Genomic DNA, 19,528 nt, shown 5'->3' on the forward strand with positions numbered 1-19,528 from the left:
GAGTCTTTATAACTATGTCGTATTTGAGTAATTTCGGGTATAATTATATAAAAAGGTAATTATGATTGGAGAGATTAATATGTCGAAACTTACTTTAGATTATATAGTCAATAAAGTAGAAGATATAAAAGTTTTACCGGAAATTATAAATAAAATAATAGCATTAACTGATGATCCAGATTCTACAGTACATGATATAGAGAAGGTAATATTACAAGATCAGGTTTTAACTACTAAAATTCTTAGACTTGCTAACTCTGCGTATTATGGTTATGCAAGGAAGATTTCTACTGTATCTCAAGCTACTGTCTTATTAGGCTTTCAGGCTATAAAGGGCATAGCTCTTGCTTCTACAGTAAGGACATATCTGACAAAGGAATTAAAGGGGTATTCCTTAGAAAAAAATGAATTATGGTCTCAATCTCAAACTTGTGCTATAATATCAAGATTTATAGCTAAAACCATAAAATATCCTAATCCAGAAGAGGCTTATATTGCTGGACTTCTTAGGGATATTGGGAAGACAATTTTAAACCAACATATGGAGAGGGAATATATGGAGGTATTATCAAAGATGGAAGAAAATAATATATCCTTCTTAGAAGCAGAAAAAGAAGTATTGGGTTTTGGTCATGCTGAAGTAGGAGAAAAAGTGGCAGAGAAGTGGCTGCTTCCTAAAAAGCTAGTAGAGGCTATTGGTTACCATCATAATCCAGAAATGGCAACTATAAATCCACTCTTAGTTTCTATAGTTCATGTTGCAGATGCTATTACTATGATGATGGGAGTAGGGCTTGGACTTGACGGTCTATCTTATGGATTATCTCCTATGGCATTGGATAATTTAGAATTAGATGAATTGGAATTTCAAAACATTATATCCCAAGTAGCAGATTTAATCAAAGATGAAGATAGTTTTTTAACAGCATAAAAAAGCAGATATGACTATCTGCTTTTTTTAAAGGATTCTAAATTTATTATACTACATTCATGTTTTTTATTATTTTTTGATTCCATAAACTCTAGAATGATTTTTCCCAATGAGGTTACTTTTATCTCATAATTTGGATATAGATTACATTTGATAATTCCTAGATATTGTAAATATATATAAGATGCAAAGAAAAATTTAAGACTATTGGAAAACTTAGGTAATATACCAGTAATTTCATAATTTATATTTTCATTTAAAGATGAAAGTAGTTTCAATAAATCTTTTTTTGATTTATCCAATATCTTTGAATTTTCTATATTATAGATTTCTGAAATAAACTCATTGCTCCAAATATATTTAAAGAAAAGAGTATATTTGTCTTCATCCCTTAACCTTAAATAATTGTTACCTTTATTAGTAACAGATAGACTATTGTCACTAATTGAAAGCAGCCCTAGATTAAGGGAGAGTTTGTAGAACATATGGATTATAGGAAAATCCTTTTGATTAGGAGAAGCCTTAGCTACATAGCTAGATAGCTCCAATATTTGGTTTATTTCTAAAAGGTTTTTTCTTTTTATATATTTATTTCTTTCTGTTAAATCCAATGGTTTATCTAATACATAAAGTATAAATTTATCATAATCCATTATAAGAGATATGGCGTCCTCATTTAAAAAGCTTGCTATAGTATTAGACAATTCCCTATCTATTACAAAGGGAGATTTGACTAATTTCAATTGATTTATGAAATCAAATCTAGCTTTGCTTATATCTAAAAGTTCTTTATATATTTCTTTATATTCTGAATCTCTATTACTTAAAAATCCTAAGTAATTTTTAAAGGTAGTTATATAAGAGTTTAAATCATCTTGAGATATTATAAATCCATCTTCTATTGCATTTTTGAAAAAGGCATGAAAATCTATTTTGTCAAGGTCATATAAAGTTAAATCTTCATCTGCAAGATAGTATTCAAAGAAATCCATTAGGTTTGATATATATTTTTTTACTGCTGTTTTAGGTAGCTTCAATTTAAGATATGCTTCAAATTCATCTAATTCATCATAGAATATTGAAAAAATATCTTCATCCATTTCAATTGCTTCAAGAACACAGTTAGTATAAATTTTATATAGATTTATACTATATTTTTTTAAATATTCCTTAATAGTAAGAGATGGTAATTTTAATCTTAAATGATTAAAATCAAAGAATACTTCCTCTAAAAACATAGGTTTAACAGATGATGGTAGGTGACTGATATCTCCTATAAAAGTATAATGTCCTAGTAAGTTTCCAATTCTAGCAAAAGCAAAGTCACCAATGGACATATTAGAAGCCAGTTCAGGTTCTAATAATTTATAAATTTTATTTTGAAGCAAGTCATGAACTTCAATGAATTCTTTATGAGTATTGATAACTTCAAATAGTGAGACATTAGATTTATTTCTTTGTATTAGAATTTCTCTTTCTTGAGGTGTTAATATATCCGATTTTTCTTCAAGAAATTTTTCAATAAAAGTTTTTCCGTTTCTTCCAATGAAATCTATACTTATCCATACATTAAAGGCTATTGTATATTTCTGTTCTCCAAAGTCAGGATAAAAAAATTCTAATGTGTCTAATATGCTTTCATATTGTATTTCTTCTGATATATATTTTAACAACTTTTTAGTTGCAGTTTTGTCAATTTTTTGTATTTGCTTATAAGTAAAACTCTGCATAATTCCTCCTAAGATATATTCCAAATAATTCTTTACCAAAGTATATTATATACTATTATAGAATTAAATGCACAAGAAAAAATAATCATGTGATAATTATTAATTGTATAAATATAAAAATCCTCCTTTTAAAAGAGGATTTTTATGTCTAATCAGCAATTAATAATTTAATTTTTAAATATCTGATAACTGAGTTTTAGCCTTATTTTGTTCCCAAGCATGAAGTAGAAGAGCAAGACCTATAACTCCATAAGCGATAAATACTCTAAAGTATTCACCTATTTGAGCATTACCCATTAGGTTTTGACCTGCCAATGGGGATATAATAAATAACAAGTGGAATAGGAATGTTCCGATTAAGGCTTCTTTCCAAGAGGCTTTATTTACAGATGCTCCTCCTATTAAGAGGGAGGCTACTGCAAAAAGTCCTACTTGTTCATGGTTACTAAATGTATTTAATGTTCCCATGTTTTGTAGATATACTATTTGTCCCCAAGCAGCTAATACTGTTGAGATTATTATAGCAATGATTCTAGTTCTATCTACATTGATACCTGAAACACTGGCTATATGCATATTTTGCCCTACTGCTCTCATTTCTTGACCTAATTTTGTTTTTAGGAAGAAATATAGGGCTACGAATAATAATGCTGTTATAATCAGTGTAACTATAGGGTAAGATGTTATATTTTTAAAGATTAAATTATCTAAGGATTTTCTTACAATGTTTAAGTCAATTGTATTTCTAAGACCTACACCTGTAGACATTAACATATTTGGATTACTAAAGGGTATAACTTTACCAGCTAATACTATAAAGATTAATTGATATATTCCATTAGCAAAGAAACCTAATATCATGGAAGTTATCATTTCTTTTCCTTTAGCCTTGTTTAAAACTTTTCCAACTAAATAACCTAGGAATATAGCTACAGGAGTGGAAACTAATATTGCAATTAAAAGTCCTCCAATTCCTCCTATACCATAGTTAATTATAAAGATAAGCCCTATTTGTCCAGCCATAGCCCCTAGAACTATACCAAAGTTTAGTCCCATTCCAGTTATAACAGGAATTATAAGGGACATCACTAATATTAAGTTTCTAGATAATCTAAAGATCATCTCATTAAAAAGAAAGTTAAGTGGTAAACCAGATAAGAAGAAACCAACTACGCATATTGCTAAGAATACTATTGGAACCATCATGCTGCGTCACCTGCCTTTCTAGTTAATGCATATAAGATAATACCATTACTGATGATTATTCTTATTATTTCAGCCATACTTCCTTCTGATAAAATATTGATTACAGGAAGGGCAACAACAAGTAGTCCTTGGAATAAGAAAGTACCAATTACTACGTGGATTATTTTTGCCTTTTGTAAAGTTGCACCACCTATTAATATTGAAGCAGCAGCAGGAAGTGCTACATAAAGAGGTGAATTATATAATTGTAAAAAACCGAAGGATTGACTATAAACTATAATACCAATAGCAGCAAGTACAGTAGATAGCACTATACCTAATAGACGTTGTCTGTCAACATTTACACCATTGGAAGTTGCAAAGGCTTCAGAACTTCCAGCTACTTTCATAGCAGTACCGCTTTTGGATTTAGAGAATATCCAAACTATGCCAGCTAATAGGGCAAAGAATAGAATCAATCCAATTGGAATGATTTTTAACCATTCTGGCAGCCATTCTGGATTTAAAGATTTATCTAGTAACCCAGCCATTGAAGATTCTAAGGAAAGTGTAACACGAAGTCCTGAACCTCCCATTGCCCAAGTTAATTCTGGGTTTCTAAAGGGAGCTACAAGCCAGAATATACACATGAAGGATACTATTGAGTAACCAACATAGTTACCTACAGTCATTTCCTGTCCCTTTACCTTATTGAGCATTAGACCATAAAGATATCCTGCTATAACTGCTAAAGGAATTGCAATGGCTAAAGCTACAAAAAAACTGGTCCATCCAGTGAGCCCAAGCTCAATACTAATTAAAGCACCAATAAGTCCGAATATTACTCCAAGAGGTAAGTTGAAATTAATCCCTATACCAGATTGTATAGAAGGAACCATAGCTAATACCAAAATGGCATTCATGCCAAATCTTGTAAATATATCTTTCCATATTCCTGATAGAGGAATATTTAGCATAGCAGCTGCAATTAATAAGACTATTAAAAAGGCCGAAATTATCAATCTAGGAAATCCTATTTTTTTATATATTTTCTTAAAATCCATTTAACCCACCACCTTATCTATATCTTCTCCAGCCATGGCCAAACCAAAAGCTTCGTCTGATGCATCAGGTGGAAGTATAGCATGAACTTTTCCTTCTGCAATGATGGCAATTCTATCTGAAACTTGTCTTAATTCAGCTAATTCGCTAGAGGTGATTATTATAGTCATGTTAAGTTCTTTATTTAATTTAACTAAAGTATCTAAAACCAATTTTTTAGCACCTATGTCAATACCACGAGTAGGTTCTGATACCATTAGTATATCTGGATTTAGAGTGAGAGCACGGGCGATACATACCTTTTGTTGATTTCCGCCAGATAAGAATCTAGTATATTGACTAGGACCTGTACACCTAATATCTAATTCTTCTATCATTTTGTCTGCATGAGATCTAATCTTTTTACTATCAACTATTTTTAAAGGACCAACTTTATTGAGAAATTTATCTTGAATTTCAAGACTGGTAAATGCGATATTGAAATCAATAGGTTCATCTAATAAGAGTCCTACACCTTTTCTATCTTCTGATAGAAAGGCAATAGAGTTATTTAACATTTCTCTTGGATTATTTAATGGCATTTCTTTGCCATCTTTTAATATACTGCCTTTTGTGGGATAAAGACCCATTATTCCATTAGAGATACCAATTTTTCCATGACCAGCTAAACCACCAAGACCTAAAATTTCACCTTTTCTTATTTGAAGATTGACACCTTTTACTTTTTCACCAGGCATATTAACATATAAATCCTTTAATTCTAGATATGGCTCTTCATGGGAATTTATATCTTTTTTTTCTGAAATAGTGGAAGTGATTTCTCTTCCTACCATAAGTTTTGCCATTTCAATAATATTTGTTTCGGAAGTCTTTACAGACTTAACTAAAGAACCATCTCTTAGGACAGTTATAGAATCTGTGACTTGTTTTATTTCATCTAGTCTATGGGTAATGAATAGAATTGCTATTCCCATATTTGATAGATTTTTTATAACATCTAAAAATTGAGCTGCCTCAGATTCAGTAAGTACAGCAGTTGGCTCATCTAATATTAAAAGTTTTAGGTTTGATTTATCTATTTCTCTAGCAATTTCAATAAACTGCATATAGCCAACAGGTAGCCCTGCTACTGGGAGATATTCGTCTACTGTCATGTTTAATTTGTTTAAAGCATTTTTAGCATCTTCCTTCATTTTAGGAGTATCTAATTTTTCCATTTTAGAACCTAAAATTTTAGATAGTAAAGTATGCTTAGTATTTTCACGGTTTAATTTTATATTTTCTGTAATGGTGAATCCTGGAATAAGCATAAACTCTTGATGAACCATACCAATACCCATTTCCATAGCTTCTGTTGGAGTTTTGGGACTATATATTTTGCCATCAAAGATCATTTCTCCTTCAAAGCCTCCAGTAGAGTGAATAACTGGCATACCGAATAATATATTCATTAAAGTTGATTTACCAGCTCCATTTTCACCTACTAGGCCATGAATTTCTCCTTCTTCAATTGTTAAAGACACATCTTTTAGTACTTGATTACCGGAATAGTTTTTTCCTATATTTTTCATTTGGAGCAAAGCCACTTTATTACCTCCTTTATCTAAAGAGAAGGGAGTCGTCATGACGACTCCTTATCTTTAATTTATTTAGAATACTTGTGATCCTAGTACAAATAGTAAGAAGTTCGGAGTATTTTCAAGTTCTGAGAATTTAACTTCGTCATTCTTGTCATCAGTTACTTCTTTCATATAGTTAACTATAGAATCCTTATCAAATTTATCTATTTTACCTTCGCAGTATGCTTTAGCATATTCTACACCAGCTTCAATCATAGCTACGTTTGCAGGTCTATTCCAAGTACCGAATCTACCAGTACCACCTTTTTCAGCTATTTTAGATGCTATTTGCTCTGAAAGATAATCTAAATCTCCAGCCTTATCAGCAGGAATTTCAATACCTAAAGCACCTGGATAAGCATGATATGGAGATGGACAACATTGTTCAGGATAAATAGCACCAGTTTCAAGAGCTTGTTTGATTAAAGGCTCTTGCATAGCACAGTTTGTACTAAAGAATGCAGTATCTTTACCATATTTTTCTACTTGTCTAGGAACATCTTCTAATATAAACTGTTGTGCACCAGGTACGCCAGCATCTGAAAGTGGATCTGGAGCGTCAACTTCAACAAATTCAAGACCTACTTCACCACAAGTTTTTTTGAATATATCTCTTCTAGCAGATAATAACTCATAAGACATATGTCTTGGGAATGAATAATGTATAAATGTTTTAGCTCCCATTTCTTTAGCTGTATGAACTACAGATTCACCACGTTGAAGTTGATCTAATTCTAAGGCTATATCTGCACGAGAAGCTATTGCTTCTGGATCTTCATGAGGTGCACCTAGGATAAATAACATATCAGGTCTAGTTTCTCTAACCTTGTCTATAGCTGCTGCAGCACCAGGAACTGCTTGAACAAAGATTATAGCTTTAACATCTTTATCTGCAGCTAATGAAGCAACTTGAGCAATAGTTGTTTCTTGTTCCTGAGCAAATTTATCAGGATAAGTAATGTGTTTAATCATATCACCATATTTAGCTACCATTCTTTCACCGGCACGAAACTCTTCTTCTCCTTGAGATACAGTACCAGTTACAATACCGATTTTGTAATCAGTTTTTTCAACTACATCTCCTCCATCAGTATTAGGTTCATTAACCACATCTGATGTAGTCTTGGCTCCACAGCCGGCAGATGTAATAACTAGCATGGTAACCAAGAGTAATACTAATATTTTTTTCATTTTTACTCCCCCTTCATTTTTATATATTTAACTCCCTTTTGGGAGAAAAATAACTGAATACATAGATAATTACAAATAAATAAAAAGGATTAATTATTAAGAAAATTCCAAATTCAAAAATTTTTATAAAAAAAGCTCAATCCAAAAGTGAATCTAGCTTAAATTATATAAGTACGAACTATCATGTTGATACTTTAATGTGGCAATCTGTTTAAATAAGTATAGTTTATTTTTATTAAATTGTCAATAAAAATATGACTATTTGTAGGAACCCTACGGCTTATAAACTTATATTATTAGTTATTTTGCAAATAATAAAGGAATAAAAAATATTCAGGCTATTTTTTATTTGAAAGATTTGATATTATAAAATTAAAAACAATAGGAATGGGGGCTTATTATGTTAAAATTTCAGGATTACAAATATGAAAGACCAGATTTGTTTAAAGTTACTGATGAATTTAATGAATGTTTACAAAGATTTAGGGAGTCAAAATCCTTTAATGAGCAAAATGAGGTAATAAAAGAAATAAATAAAATAAGAAATCATCTAAATACCATGTCTACTTTAGTAAGTATTAGACATTCAATTGATACAGAAGATGAATTCTATGCAAAAGAAAATGATTTCATTGATGAAAGTTCTCCAAAGATTGAAAATTTAGTATCTAAATTCTATAAGGAACTTGTTAATTCCAAGTTTAGGGAAGAATTAGAAAATGTTTGGGGGAAACAGTTATTTACTCTTGCAGAATTACAATTACAAACTTTTTCAGAAGAAATAATTGAAGATTTAATTAAGGAAAATAAACTTGTAACAGAATATGATAAATTAGTTGCTTCAGCTAAATTGAATTTTGAAGGTGAAATAAGAAATTTAAGCCAGATGAAACCTTTTACAGAATCTAAAGATAGGAATATGAGAAAGAGGGCATCGGAAACTGTTAGTGGATTTTTTAGGGACAATGAAAAAGAATTCGATAGAATTTATGATGAATTAGTAAAAGTAAGAGATAATATGGCTAAAACTCTAGGTTTTTCTAATTATGTAGAAATGGGATATAAAAGACTTGGAAGGTCAGATTATGATGCTAATATGGTTGCTAATTATAGAAAGCAAGTATATGAAAGTTTAGTTCCATTTGTTGCAGAGTTAAAGGATAGACAAAGAAAAAGACTTGGGCTTAAAGATATGAAGTATTACGATGAGCCTTTAGAATATTTAACAGGTAATGCAACACCAAAAGGAGATGCCGATTGGATACTTGAAAATGGTAAGAAAATGTACAGAGAATTATCTACTGAAACAGATGAATTCTTTTCCTTTATGGTAGAAAGAGAATTGCTGGATTTAGTCAGTAAAAAAGGAAAAATGGCAGGAGGATATTGTACTATTATACCTGAGTATAAATCACCATTTATATTTTCTAATTTCAATGGTACATCTGGAGATATTGATGTATTAACTCATGAAGCAGGTCATGCTTTTCAATCCTATTTAAGTATGGGATTTGAGTTGCCAGAGTATGGGTTTCCTACTTATGAAGCTTGTGAAATTCATTCAATGAGTATGGAATTTATTACTTGGCCTTGGATGGAGCTTTTCTTCCAAGATGAGGTAGATAAATATAAGTTTAGTCACTTAGCAGGTGCTATAAACTTTATACCTTATGGAGTAACAGTTGATGAATTCCAACATTATATATATGAAAATCCAAATGCTACACCAGAGGAAAGAAGGGCTAAATGGAGAGATATAGAAAAGAAATATCTTCCCTTTAGAGATTATGAAGATAATGATTTTTTAGAAGGTGGTGGATATTGGTTTAGGCAAGGACATATTTTTAGCACTCCATTCTACTATATAGATTATACCTTAGCTCAAGTATGTGCATTCCAATTTTGGAATAAAACTAGAGAGAATAAAGAAAAGGCTTGGGAAGATTATCTTCGTCTTTGTAGAGCTGGAGGAAGTTTACCTTTTCTAGAATTAGTTAAATTAGCTAATTTAGAAAATCCTTTTGTAGATGGGACTATAAAAAAAGTAGTAGAGCCTATTAAAAAATGGTTAGATAATGTAGATGATAGTAAATTTTAAAAATAAATACTTTAACAACTTCCTTTTTGATGTAAAACATCAAAAAGGAAGTTGTTTTTTTATTATATTTATTAAAAAATACTTATGGATTTCGAATTAATTATATTTTTTAAATTTTATTTATTCTTATATATAGAAATATTCAAATTATTTTAATTATTTTTACATATGAGATTGACTTAAATAAAAATTGTTGATACAATAAAGCTGTACCGTATTATAATAATTAATACCGTATAACGGCACAATTAAATAAAAATTGTACAAAATAATATTACGACTACTTAGTAGTATTATTTGAAATATAAAAATAAGAATAGGGGTGGTAATATGTCAGTAGAAAAAAAGAAGATGACGGTATCAGATTTTAAAAAGTATAAAGAGGAGGGTAGGATGTTTACTTATGTAACAGCATATGACTACACAACAGCTACTATTGTAAATGAAAGTAATTGTGAGGTCATACTCGTTGGAGATTCATTGGGGATGATAATGTTAGGATATGATGGTACAACTTCCGTTACAATGGAAGATATGATACACCATATAAAACCAGTAGTTAAAGGTGCTCCTAATACATTTATAGTTGGAGATATGCCATTTGGTTCCTATAATATTAGCAAAGAACAAGCCATTAAAAATGCAAACAGATTATATAAGGAAACAGGGTGCGATTGTATAAAGTTAGAAGGTGGAGCAGACATGGCAGATACAGTAGCTGCTATAGTAAAGGCAGGTATACCAGTAATGGGGCATATAGGTCTTACACCACAAACTGCAGGAATGCTAGGAGGATTTAAGGTTCAAGGAGGAACTCCAGAAGCAGCAAAACAACTTATAGAGGATGCGAAGGTACTGGAAAGATCAGGTGCATTTTCAATAGTGGTAGAATGTGTACCAAAAGGAGTGGCAAAAGCATTAAGAGAAGCTGTAAGTATACCAATACTAGGAATAGGAGCTGGACCATACGTTGATTGCCAAGTATTAGTAACTCAAGATTTATTAGGTATGTATGGAAATCTTAAACCAAAGTTTGTAAAAGAGTTTGTTAATATAAGAAAAGAAATGGTAGATGGATTAAATAAATTTCATCAAGAGAGTATTGATGGAGTATTTCCTTCAAAAGAATATTGTTTTAATGCAAATGTAGAGGGATTTGAAATACAAGATTAAAATTCAAATATGGAGAGATGATTAAGATGAGAATAGCCATAATAGGATCAGGAGCCATGGGGAGTTTGTACGGAGGAATTTTAGCAGAGGCTGGAAATGAAGTTTATTTTATTGATGTCTTTGAAGAACATATAAATAAGATAAATAATTATGGTTTATGTATAGTAGAAAATGGAGTAGAAAGATATATTAAAAATGTTAAAGCTACAATAGATGCTAAGGAAATAGGAAAGGTTGATCTTGCTATAGTATTTGTAAAATCTACTATTACAGATATAGCTATAGAACAAAACAAAGATGTAATTGATAAAAATACCATTGTATTGACATTACAAAATGGACTAGGGAATATAGAGAAAATCAACTCTGTTGTTGATATAAGTCAAATAGTTGCAGGTACTAGTTCAAATGGTGCTAGTATGATAGAACCTGGTAAGATTAATCATGCAGGTAATGGAGGAACAACAATAGGGGAGATAGATGGTTCCATGACTGAGAGAATAAAAGAATTAGGTAAGATATTAAATATACCTAAACTAGGCCCAGTAAAAATATCAGATAATGTAATGGGAACAATATGGGACAAGCTACTTGTAAATGCTGGAATTAATCCATTAACAGCAATAACGGGATTAAGAAACGGACAACTATTAGAAAATGAAGAAAGTATATTGTTGTTAGATAAGTTGATAAATGAAGGAGTAGAGGTGGCAAAGGGTTTAGGTATTAAATTAGGATTTGAGGATTCAGAGTATTGTAAAAATGTATGTAAAGCAACATCCAAAAATACATCTTCTATGCTGGCAGATGTAATTAATAAAAGGAATACAGAGATTATGAACATCAATGGTGCTATTGTGAGAGAGGGAAGAAAGTTAAATATTCAAACACCTGCAAATGAAATGATGACTTATTTAGTTTTGTTGAAAGAAAAATGTTACTTTAGTTAATTATGTTTATTACTAACATTATGGAGGGGATTATATTTATGAACAGTTCTGCAATAATAGACAATTTCAAGGTTTTAGAAAGCTTGAAAACTGATGAAATGATTGAATTCATCCAGAAGTTGGTTAGAATTAATAGTGTATATGACCCAGAAGTAGAAAATGCCAATGAAGAAGAAGTCGCAAAATTCATATATGATTTTTTAAAGAAAGAAGGATTCGAAGTTTATTTAGATGAAGTGATTCCTGGAAGACCAAATGTTATAGCTATATATAATGGAAATGAAGAAGGAAAAACACTTTTATTTGAAGGGCATACAGATGTAGTATCAGCGGGAGATATAGCTAAATGGCAGTATGATCCATTTGGGGCTGAAATAGTTAATGTAAATGGTAAGGATAGGATGTATGGACGTGGAACAAATGATACTAAGGGAAATGTTGGTGCTATGATATATGCTACAAAAGCTATAAAAGATTCAGGGATTTCATTAAAAGGAAGAATAAAGCTTTGTATTCCAGTCGATGAAGAAGGTCTGATGATAGGGATAAAAGATTTTATTAAAAAAGGTTGGGCCGATGACGTAGATGCTGGCATTATTTGTGAACCGGAGGAGAAAAATTTATGTCTTGTGCAGAAAGGTGCCTTGAGACTTGGAATTACAATAAATGGTAAGATGTCTCATGGAGCTATGCCCTTATCAGGTAATAATCCAGTTTGGGGAATTGGTAGAGTAGTAACAGAACTTAGAAAACTTGAGAACGCAGAAAAGGATAGGCTAGGTAAGCATGAATACCTAGGTTGGCCAAGCATAACCCCTACTACTATTCAAACCCCTATAAAAGGAGTAGCTCAGATTAATGTTGTGCCAACTGATGCCTATATAACATTGGATATAAGAACCGTACCTGGTCAGGATCATGAAGCATTAATAAACCAAATTCAAGGAATTTTAGATAGATTAATGGAGCAATATGATTCTGGTGATGATAGATTTGATGCGATACTAGAGATTATTGACAATAGACCAGTTGTTGAATGTGATATTGATGAGCCAATAGTTAAAGCTCTTTCAAAAGCATATATGGATATAATGGGTTCTGAACCTATTTATAATGGAGTACCTGGTGCAACTGACGGAACCTTTTTAACTGCATGGAAGAATATTCCGGTGGTAGTTACTGGAGCTGGAGATAGAGAGATTCCCCATCAAGTTAATGAGTGGTGTGAAATTGATGACTTGATTGAAACAGCAAAAATGTATACATTAGCAGCTTTGAATTTCTTAAATGATAATTAGTTATCCATTAGTATAGACTTTATCTTCAATAAAAGATATTTTGTTAATTACTTTTTCAACAAGGAAAACATCAGCTAAGTAAGTTTTTGAAATAACAAATCCAAGTTTAAATGTTTAGGATTGTTATATAAATTTTAAAAGGGATGGTGAATAATTGTGAAAGAAGTAGAACAAAAAAGGAAGAATGACGATAATGAAGAAAAATTTATGGAAGATCCAAGGTATAAACAATGTAATAAGGAAGCGATGTATGGAATAATATTAGGGATTGCCAATTTAATTTGGTGGTATTTATTTGGATATGGAATGGGTGGTAAGCCAGTAGAAGAGTACACATATATTTTAGGATTTCCAACATGGTTTTTTATGAGTTGTATTGTAGGAGCAGTTATATTTACAGTTCTAACCTTCATTATGGTAAATAAGGGATTCAAAAATATGCCACTTCATAAATTTACCCAGGAAGAAGCAGAAGAATATATAAGACTAGATAAAAAAGGGGAGGCTAAAATATGAATAATCTAAATTTTCAAGTTTTAATCCCCATAGTAATATATTTTATAGCTATGTATTTTATTGGAATATATGCTGCAAAACTTCTTAACAAGGTAAAAAGGTCAAAGACGAGTGATGGTTCAGAATATATGGATGAGTTCATGACTGGAGGAAGGGATACAGGTGGCTTTGTATTAGCTATGACACTTGTAGCTACTTATTTAAGTGCAGGAAGTTTTATAGGTGGGCCAGGAACTGCGTATACTCATGGTCTTGCATGGGTATTTTTAGCTATGGCACAGATGCCAACAGGTTATTATACTCTTGCAGTTTTAGGGAAAAAATTTGCAATAGTTTCTAGAAAAATAAATGCTAATTCAATAACTGATTTCCTTAGAATTAGATATGAAAGTGAAGCGGTTGTTATAATTTCATCTTTATCCATTATATTTTTTTTAATAGCTGCAATGTCAGCACAATGGATAGGTGCAGCAAGATTGCTTCAAGGTTCCACAGGGATAGACTACACTATAGCATTGGCTTTTTTTGGAATTACAGTAGTGGTTCATACGGCTATAGGTGGATATAGAGGAGTGGTATTAAACGATACTATGCAAGGAATAGTTATGACAATTTCAACATTAACTTTATTTGTGATGATTCTAATAAAGGGTGGGGGTATACCAAATATTATACAAAATATGAAAGCCATAAATCCAGGTATGATAACACCCTTTGGTGTGCAAGATGGATTTATGACAAAACCTTGGGTTACATCATTTTGGATATTAGTAGGATTTGCAGTGATAGGTCTTCCAAGTGTTTCACAAAGAGCGATGAGTTATAAGGATTCAAAGAGTTTAAATGCGGGAATAAAATATGGAACGGTAGTTTCTCTATTAATATTGATAGGAATGCATTTGATAGGAGCATTTGGAAGCACTCTAGTTTTTGGAATAGAGTCTGGAGATTTAGTAGTACCTACATTGGCAGTCACGTTATTTCCAAGTGTGTTAGCTGGAATAATATTATCAGGCCCCCTAGCAGCTGTTATGTCTACGGTAGATTCTCAACTATTAGTTGTTGTAGGGGCAATAGTAAATGATTTGATTGTAAACTATATAAAGCCAGATTTATCTAAAGATCCGCATAAAGTATCTAGGTGGACTATTGGATGGGCTGTAATAATTGGCACAATAATATTTGTTGTTGCAATGGAACCACCAGAGTTAATGGTTTGGTTAAACTTATTTGCTACTGCAGGTCAACTTTCAACATTCTTATGGCCAACTATATTAGGGTTATATTGGAAAAAGGCTAATAAGGAAGGTGCAATATCTAGTATGGTAGTGGGAATTGGTTCGTATATAGTATATAATTATTATTTGCCAAGACCCTTAGGATTACATGCAATAGTTCCCTCGTTAGTACTTTCATTGATTACATTTATAGTAGTATCCAAGGTTACAAGACCTCCTTCAAAGCAAACTATTCAAACCTTTTGGGGTATATAAGATAATATTATGTGAGCTATAAAATAAAATAAAAATTATAGTAAAGATTATTTAATCTTTACTATAATTTTTATTAAAATGATCATATTATTATTTTATATTAATATAGTTCATTTTGTATTTTATTTGCGTAATCTTTTAACATAGAAGAATAATAAGGAATTTTATTATTATTAAATCGAATAGCAGGAACAGAAATACTTATACTTGCAATTGCATTTCCTGAGGAATTTAAAATAGGCACTCCTATGCAAATAAGTCCTTCAACATATTCTTCATTATCAAGAGCATAGCCTTGCTTTTTAACTTGTGCTAAGTTTTCAAGTAGTTCTTCATCAGATGAAATTGTTTTTTCTGTATATTTAATGTAATTATCTCCAAATAAAATTAAATCGTCATTAAATGCAGCAATTGCCTTTCCTAAAGCACTGCAATAAATGGGAACCTTAATTCCCAGTTCAAGTTCTACTCTAAGAGGTGATTTTGATACCATTTTATCTAGATAAACAACACTATCATCATCTAATATACCTAAATTAATTGTTTCATTTACTTCATTATATAATTTTATTATATGAGGTTTGGCTACATCTTTTATTGCCATATTGTTAACTACACTACTTCCTAGTTCATATAGTTTTATTGAAGGAAAATATTCAAATGTTGATGTGTCCTGATCAATATATTTTAAATACTTTAATGTATTTACTATACGCTGGGTAGTGCTTTTACTATAACCTGTTAGTTCGCTTAACGTACTTATACTAAGTTTTTTATGCTCAGTTAGCACTTCTAGTAAATCAAAAACCTTTATAGCAGATTTAATAATATTTTTATCATCTAAATTGTTATTCAAGATTTTACCTCCACATTTGAAATAATAGTTATTTTATCAGATAAGCTCATAAATAACAAGTAAATATATATTAAAATAACTTTCCTATTTGGTATATTTCATCAAATAGGAAAGCTGTTTTTTTAGTAGATTTATTAAAGAAAATAAGATATTAGTCGATATAATGTTTAGAAGATTATAATTGGGGGGGTATTATATATGCAGGTTGGTACTGTGACAAATATTTCATCAAATTCAAGGATTGACCAAACGCAAACTATAGGAACAGGGAGTACAGAAATTAAAATACCAAGACAAAAATTAAAAAATCAAGACCATAGACTTGAAGGACAAGTAGAAGAGAAAAGACTTTCAGAAGAAAATGTTATAGGAATAATTGAGAAGGCAAATAAGGATTTTATTGCATATGATAGAAGGTTTGAGTTTTCAATACATGAAACGACTAAGCAAATAATGGTAAAGGTTATAGATGTAACAACTGATGAAGTAATTAGGGAAATTCCCCCAGAGAAGGTATTAGATATGGTTGCAGCAATTTGGGAAGTTGCTGGAATTATAGTAGATAAAAAAATATAGGTGGTGATTATATGAGTAATATGAGAATATCAGGATTAGCATCAGGTATGGATACAGATGCTATGGTTCAAAGTATGATGAAGGTAGAAAGACTAAAGGTTGATAGGTACGAACAATCTAAGCAAATAGCTCTTTGGAGGCAAGAGGCATACATTAATACAAATAAAATGTTTGCTAACTTTATATTGAATACTCAAAAAGATATGGGATTGAAAAAGGCTAGTAGTACAGGTTCACTTTCAAATGTTTCCTATTCTAGACTTGATTATGTAAGGAAAGCAACATCATCAAATGAAACTGCTGCAACAGTATCTGCTACAAGTGAGGCAGTAAATGGGAGTTATGAGATTAAGGTTGAGAAATTGGCTACTAATGCAAAATTAAATAGTAATAAAGTAGATAAGGATCAAACTTTTGGTAATGAAATTACCATAAATCTTGGTGGAAATGATATTGTAGTTAAGAACGAAAATGGAGTTAAATTAAGTGATATAGCTAAGGAAATAAATAACTCTAAGCAAGGGATTAATGCTTTTTTCGAAGTAGATAGTACTAACAAGGGAATATTGTTTTTACAAACTTCTAAAACTGGAGAAGTCCAAACAATTAATCTTACAGCAACTGGTAGTAATAGTAGTGAGTTTTTAGATTTGTTTACAGAAAAAAATGCAAGGGGAGAAAATTCACAGATTAAATTTAATGGGCAGACATTAAATTATAATGATAATAATATTAAATTCAATGGTCTAAACATCCAGCTTAAAGCCGAAGGCATCACTAACATAAATGTAAACACCAACGTTGATGGTATAATGGAGAAAATAGAAAAGTTTGTTAATGATTACAATGAATTAATAGACAAGACTTCAAAGCTAGTAAGTGAAAAAAGATATTCAAATTATCATCCTCTTTCCCAAGAAGAGAAAAAAGCTATGCATGAAGACGATGTTAAACTATGGCAAGAAAAAGCTAAGTCTGGAATGTTAAATAGGGATGAAACTATCCAAAGAACACTTCAAAATATTAGAACTGATTTATATAAAAATGTAGAAGGTTTAGATGGTAGTTTTAAACATATAACTGAAATCGGTATAACTACTGAAAAATACTCTAAAGGTACTACTGGTGGGAAACTTCAAATAGATAAGGATAAACTTAGAGCAGCAATAGAAAAAGACCCAGAAGGAGTAATGAAATTACTATTTAATGAGCCAGATGTAAAGAAAGATGGTATGAGTGAAGCTGAGTATAAGAAAGCTGTTTCAAATAAAAGTGGTGTATTTACTAGAATATATGATAATCTAACTGATGGAATGAAAACTATTATAGATAAATCAGGGCCAGGTGAGGATGCAGATTTATTTAGATCTGTGCAGTTTAATATTTTAATTGATTTTAGGACTAAAAAATCTAGTATATCTGATTTGGATAAAGAAATATTAGATGCAAATAAGAAAATAGATGATTTAAACGCAATGTTATATAGAAAAGAAAATGCATATTATGCAAAATTTGCAAATATGGAAAAGATGTTAAGCCAAATGAATAGTCAAAGTAATTGGTTGTCACAACAATTTATGAGGTAAATGAGGAGAGAATGAAATGACATATGAAGCTTTAAATAAATATAAACAGAATAGTGTATCTACAGCTACTCCAGAAGAACTTACGCTTATGTTATATGATGGCGCTATTAAGTTTATGAATATTGGTAAATATAGTATAGAAAATAAGGATTTAGAAAAGGCACATTCTTCCTTAATAAGAGCTCAGGACATTATTTTAGAATTAAATTACTCCTTAGATATGAATTATGACATATCTAAGGAGCTTAGAGAGCTATATAGTTTTATCTTATCTAAATTGGTAGATGCAAATATAAATAAAGATACTAAAGCCATAGATGAAGCTCTTGTGATAGTAAATGACATGAGGGATACTTGGAAAGAAGTTATGAAACAAATAAAACAAAAAGTTTATCAGGCTAAGTAGGTGTTTCTATGACTTATGATAATGTTAAAAAGATGATAGATATGTCTCTTAAAAAAAAAGAAATCCTAGTTGAGATTTTAAGATTAACTAAGGCTCAAGGAGATAATATCGAAAATGATGATATGGATAATTTAGGTAAATTGCTGGCAGAAAAAGAAAAATTAATGGAAAAGGTAGATATATTAGATAAGGACTTTTTATATTTATATAATATTATAAAATCAGAAGAAAATATAGAAAGTTTAGAAAAGATTAATATAGAGAAATATGCTAATATAAAATCTTTAAAAGAAATTGTTATAGAGATAAATACAATATTAAATCAGATATCATCTATAGATAGAAATAATACAATAAAAATGAAATCAAATGTAGACAAGATTAAGTCAGATTTAAAGCAGGTAAAGGAAGCTAAAAGAGCCTATAAAGGATATAATTATGAGGCTGTAGGAAGCATGCTAATAGATGAAAAAAAATAGAAACTTACATGTAAAAAAACAATCTAATATCATATTGATATGCTCCCCTTGTAGTAGACAGTTTAAATAAAAAAACTGTTTACCACAAGGAGGAGTATTTTTATGGGAAGAAAAAGTAGATTTACAGCAGATGAAAAACTTAAATATATTAATATATGTATAAGAGGAGAGGATTCCATCACCCATACAGCTAAACTAGTTGGTGTTAGTAAATCAACTTTAGAAAGATGGATACGTAACTATGAATCATTAGGTATTCATGGTTTGAATAACACCTCTAAAAATACAGTTTACTCAATAGATGTTAAAAATATGGCTGTAAAGGATTATCTTGACGGAAAAGGATCTTTATCTGACATATGTAAAAAATATAGAATTA

18 protein-coding genes are annotated in these 19,528 nt (G+C 30.6%); 12 read left to right on the forward strand and 6 right to left on the reverse strand.

The features are described from left to right. Positions 1–79 precede the first annotated feature (79 nt). On the forward strand, positions 80–931 hold the full coding sequence (locus BUB33_RS10355; RefSeq protein ID WP_072976194.1) for an HDOD domain-containing protein: 852 nt from the start codon (positions 80–82) through the stop codon (positions 929–931). 14 nt (positions 932–945) lie between these two features. Here the strand turns inward: BUB33_RS10355 and BUB33_RS10360 are convergent, their stop codons facing one another. The 5 genes from BUB33_RS10360 to BUB33_RS10380 form a co-directional block, all read right to left on the reverse strand. Further along, on the reverse strand, positions 946–2,661 hold the full coding sequence (locus tag BUB33_RS10360; RefSeq protein WP_072976195.1) for a hypothetical protein: 1,716 nt from the start codon (positions 2,659–2,661) through the stop codon (positions 946–948). Positions 2,662–2,835: 174 nt separating this feature from the next. Next, the gene (locus tag BUB33_RS10365) at positions 2,836–3,864 is read right to left on the reverse strand and encodes an ABC transporter permease subunit (RefSeq protein WP_234950032.1); all 1,029 of its coding nucleotides are present in this window, start codon (positions 3,862–3,864) and stop codon (positions 2,836–2,838) included. Continuing rightward, on the reverse strand, positions 3,864–4,910 hold the full coding sequence (locus BUB33_RS15835) for an ABC transporter permease subunit (protein ID WP_072976197.1): 1,047 nt from the start codon (positions 4,908–4,910) through the stop codon (positions 3,864–3,866). The genes BUB33_RS10365 and BUB33_RS15835 overlap by 1 nt, the downstream gene beginning before the upstream one ends. Next, entirely contained in the window at positions 4,911–6,479 is a 1,569-nt protein-coding gene (locus BUB33_RS15840) for a sugar ABC transporter ATP-binding protein (RefSeq protein ID WP_234950033.1), read from the reverse strand. It abuts the gene before it with no gap. A gap of 78 nt (positions 6,480–6,557) precedes the next feature. Beyond that, on the reverse strand, positions 6,558–7,718 hold the full coding sequence (locus BUB33_RS10380) for a DUF3798 domain-containing protein (protein ID WP_072976199.1): 1,161 nt from the start codon (positions 7,716–7,718) through the stop codon (positions 6,558–6,560). Between the two features lie 400 nt (positions 7,719–8,118). Here BUB33_RS10380 and BUB33_RS10385 point away from each other — a divergent pair, with 400 nt between their 5' ends. The 6 genes from BUB33_RS10385 to panF all read left to right on the forward strand — a co-directional run bounded on the left by BUB33_RS10385 (position 8,119) and on the right by panF (position 15,246). Next, the gene (locus BUB33_RS10385) at positions 8,119–9,816 is read left to right on the forward strand and encodes a M3 family oligoendopeptidase (protein ID WP_072976200.1); all 1,698 of its coding nucleotides are present in this window, start codon (positions 8,119–8,121) and stop codon (positions 9,814–9,816) included. Positions 9,817–10,146: 330 nt separating this feature from the next. Beyond that, positions 10,147–10,989: a 3-methyl-2-oxobutanoate hydroxymethyltransferase gene (gene panB / locus BUB33_RS10390; protein WP_072976201.1), complete on the forward strand. Its 843-nt coding sequence runs from the start codon at positions 10,147–10,149 to the stop codon at positions 10,987–10,989. A gap of 17 nt (positions 10,990–11,006) precedes the next feature. Then, positions 11,007–11,939: a ketopantoate reductase family protein gene (locus BUB33_RS10395; RefSeq protein ID WP_234950034.1), complete on the forward strand. Its 933-nt coding sequence runs from the start codon at positions 11,007–11,009 to the stop codon at positions 11,937–11,939. Positions 11,940–11,977: 38 nt separating this feature from the next. Further along, positions 11,978–13,237, forward strand: coding sequence for a M20 family metallopeptidase (locus tag BUB33_RS10400; protein WP_072976203.1), 1,260 nt, complete (start codon positions 11,978–11,980; stop codon positions 13,235–13,237). Positions 13,238–13,393: 156 nt separating this feature from the next. Beyond that, positions 13,394–13,753, forward strand: a complete 360-nt coding sequence (locus tag BUB33_RS10405) for a YhdT family protein (protein ID WP_234950035.1) — start codon at positions 13,394–13,396, stop codon at positions 13,751–13,753. Further along, positions 13,750–15,246 (forward strand): sodium/pantothenate symporter, encoded by a 1,497-nt coding sequence (gene panF / locus BUB33_RS10410; RefSeq protein ID WP_072976204.1) that lies wholly within the window; start codon positions 13,750–13,752, stop codon positions 15,244–15,246. Before BUB33_RS10405 ends, panF begins: the two co-directional genes overlap by 4 nt. 100 nt (positions 15,247–15,346) lie before the next feature. On the opposite strand, the gene BUB33_RS10415 is transcribed toward panF, so the two are convergent. Then, the gene (locus BUB33_RS10415) at positions 15,347–16,102 is read right to left on the reverse strand and encodes an IclR family transcriptional regulator (RefSeq protein ID WP_072976205.1); all 756 of its coding nucleotides are present in this window, start codon (positions 16,100–16,102) and stop codon (positions 15,347–15,349) included. Positions 16,103–16,300: 198 nt separating this feature from the next. Here BUB33_RS10415 and BUB33_RS10420 point away from each other — a divergent pair, with 198 nt between their 5' ends. The 5 genes from BUB33_RS10420 to BUB33_RS10440 form a co-directional block, all read left to right on the forward strand. Beyond that, positions 16,301–16,678: a flagellar protein FlaG gene (locus BUB33_RS10420; RefSeq protein ID WP_072976206.1), complete on the forward strand. Its 378-nt coding sequence runs from the start codon at positions 16,301–16,303 to the stop codon at positions 16,676–16,678. 11 nt (positions 16,679–16,689) lie between these two features. Beyond that, positions 16,690–18,264, forward strand: coding sequence for a flagellar filament capping protein FliD (gene fliD, locus BUB33_RS10425; RefSeq protein WP_072976207.1), 1,575 nt, complete (start codon positions 16,690–16,692; stop codon positions 18,262–18,264). A 16-nt stretch (positions 18,265–18,280) separates the two neighbouring features. Continuing rightward, complete coding sequence (gene fliS / locus BUB33_RS10430) at positions 18,281–18,670, forward strand: flagellar export chaperone FliS (RefSeq protein WP_072976208.1); 390 nt, start codon at positions 18,281–18,283, stop codon at positions 18,668–18,670. 8 nt (positions 18,671–18,678) lie between these two features. After that, the gene (flgN, locus tag BUB33_RS10435; protein WP_072976209.1) at positions 18,679–19,149 is read left to right on the forward strand and encodes a flagellar export chaperone FlgN; all 471 of its coding nucleotides are present in this window, start codon (positions 18,679–18,681) and stop codon (positions 19,147–19,149) included. Between the two features lie 102 nt (positions 19,150–19,251). Continuing rightward, a partial coding sequence (locus tag BUB33_RS10440) for a helix-turn-helix domain-containing protein (protein WP_143154896.1) occupies positions 19,252–19,528 on the forward strand: 277 nt, incomplete at its 3' end.

Origin of the sequence: Tissierella praeacuta DSM 18095, from assembly GCF_900128955.1 — a bacterium.
Classification (GTDB): Bacteria; Bacillota; Clostridia; order Tissierellales; family Tissierellaceae; genus Tissierella; species Tissierella praeacuta.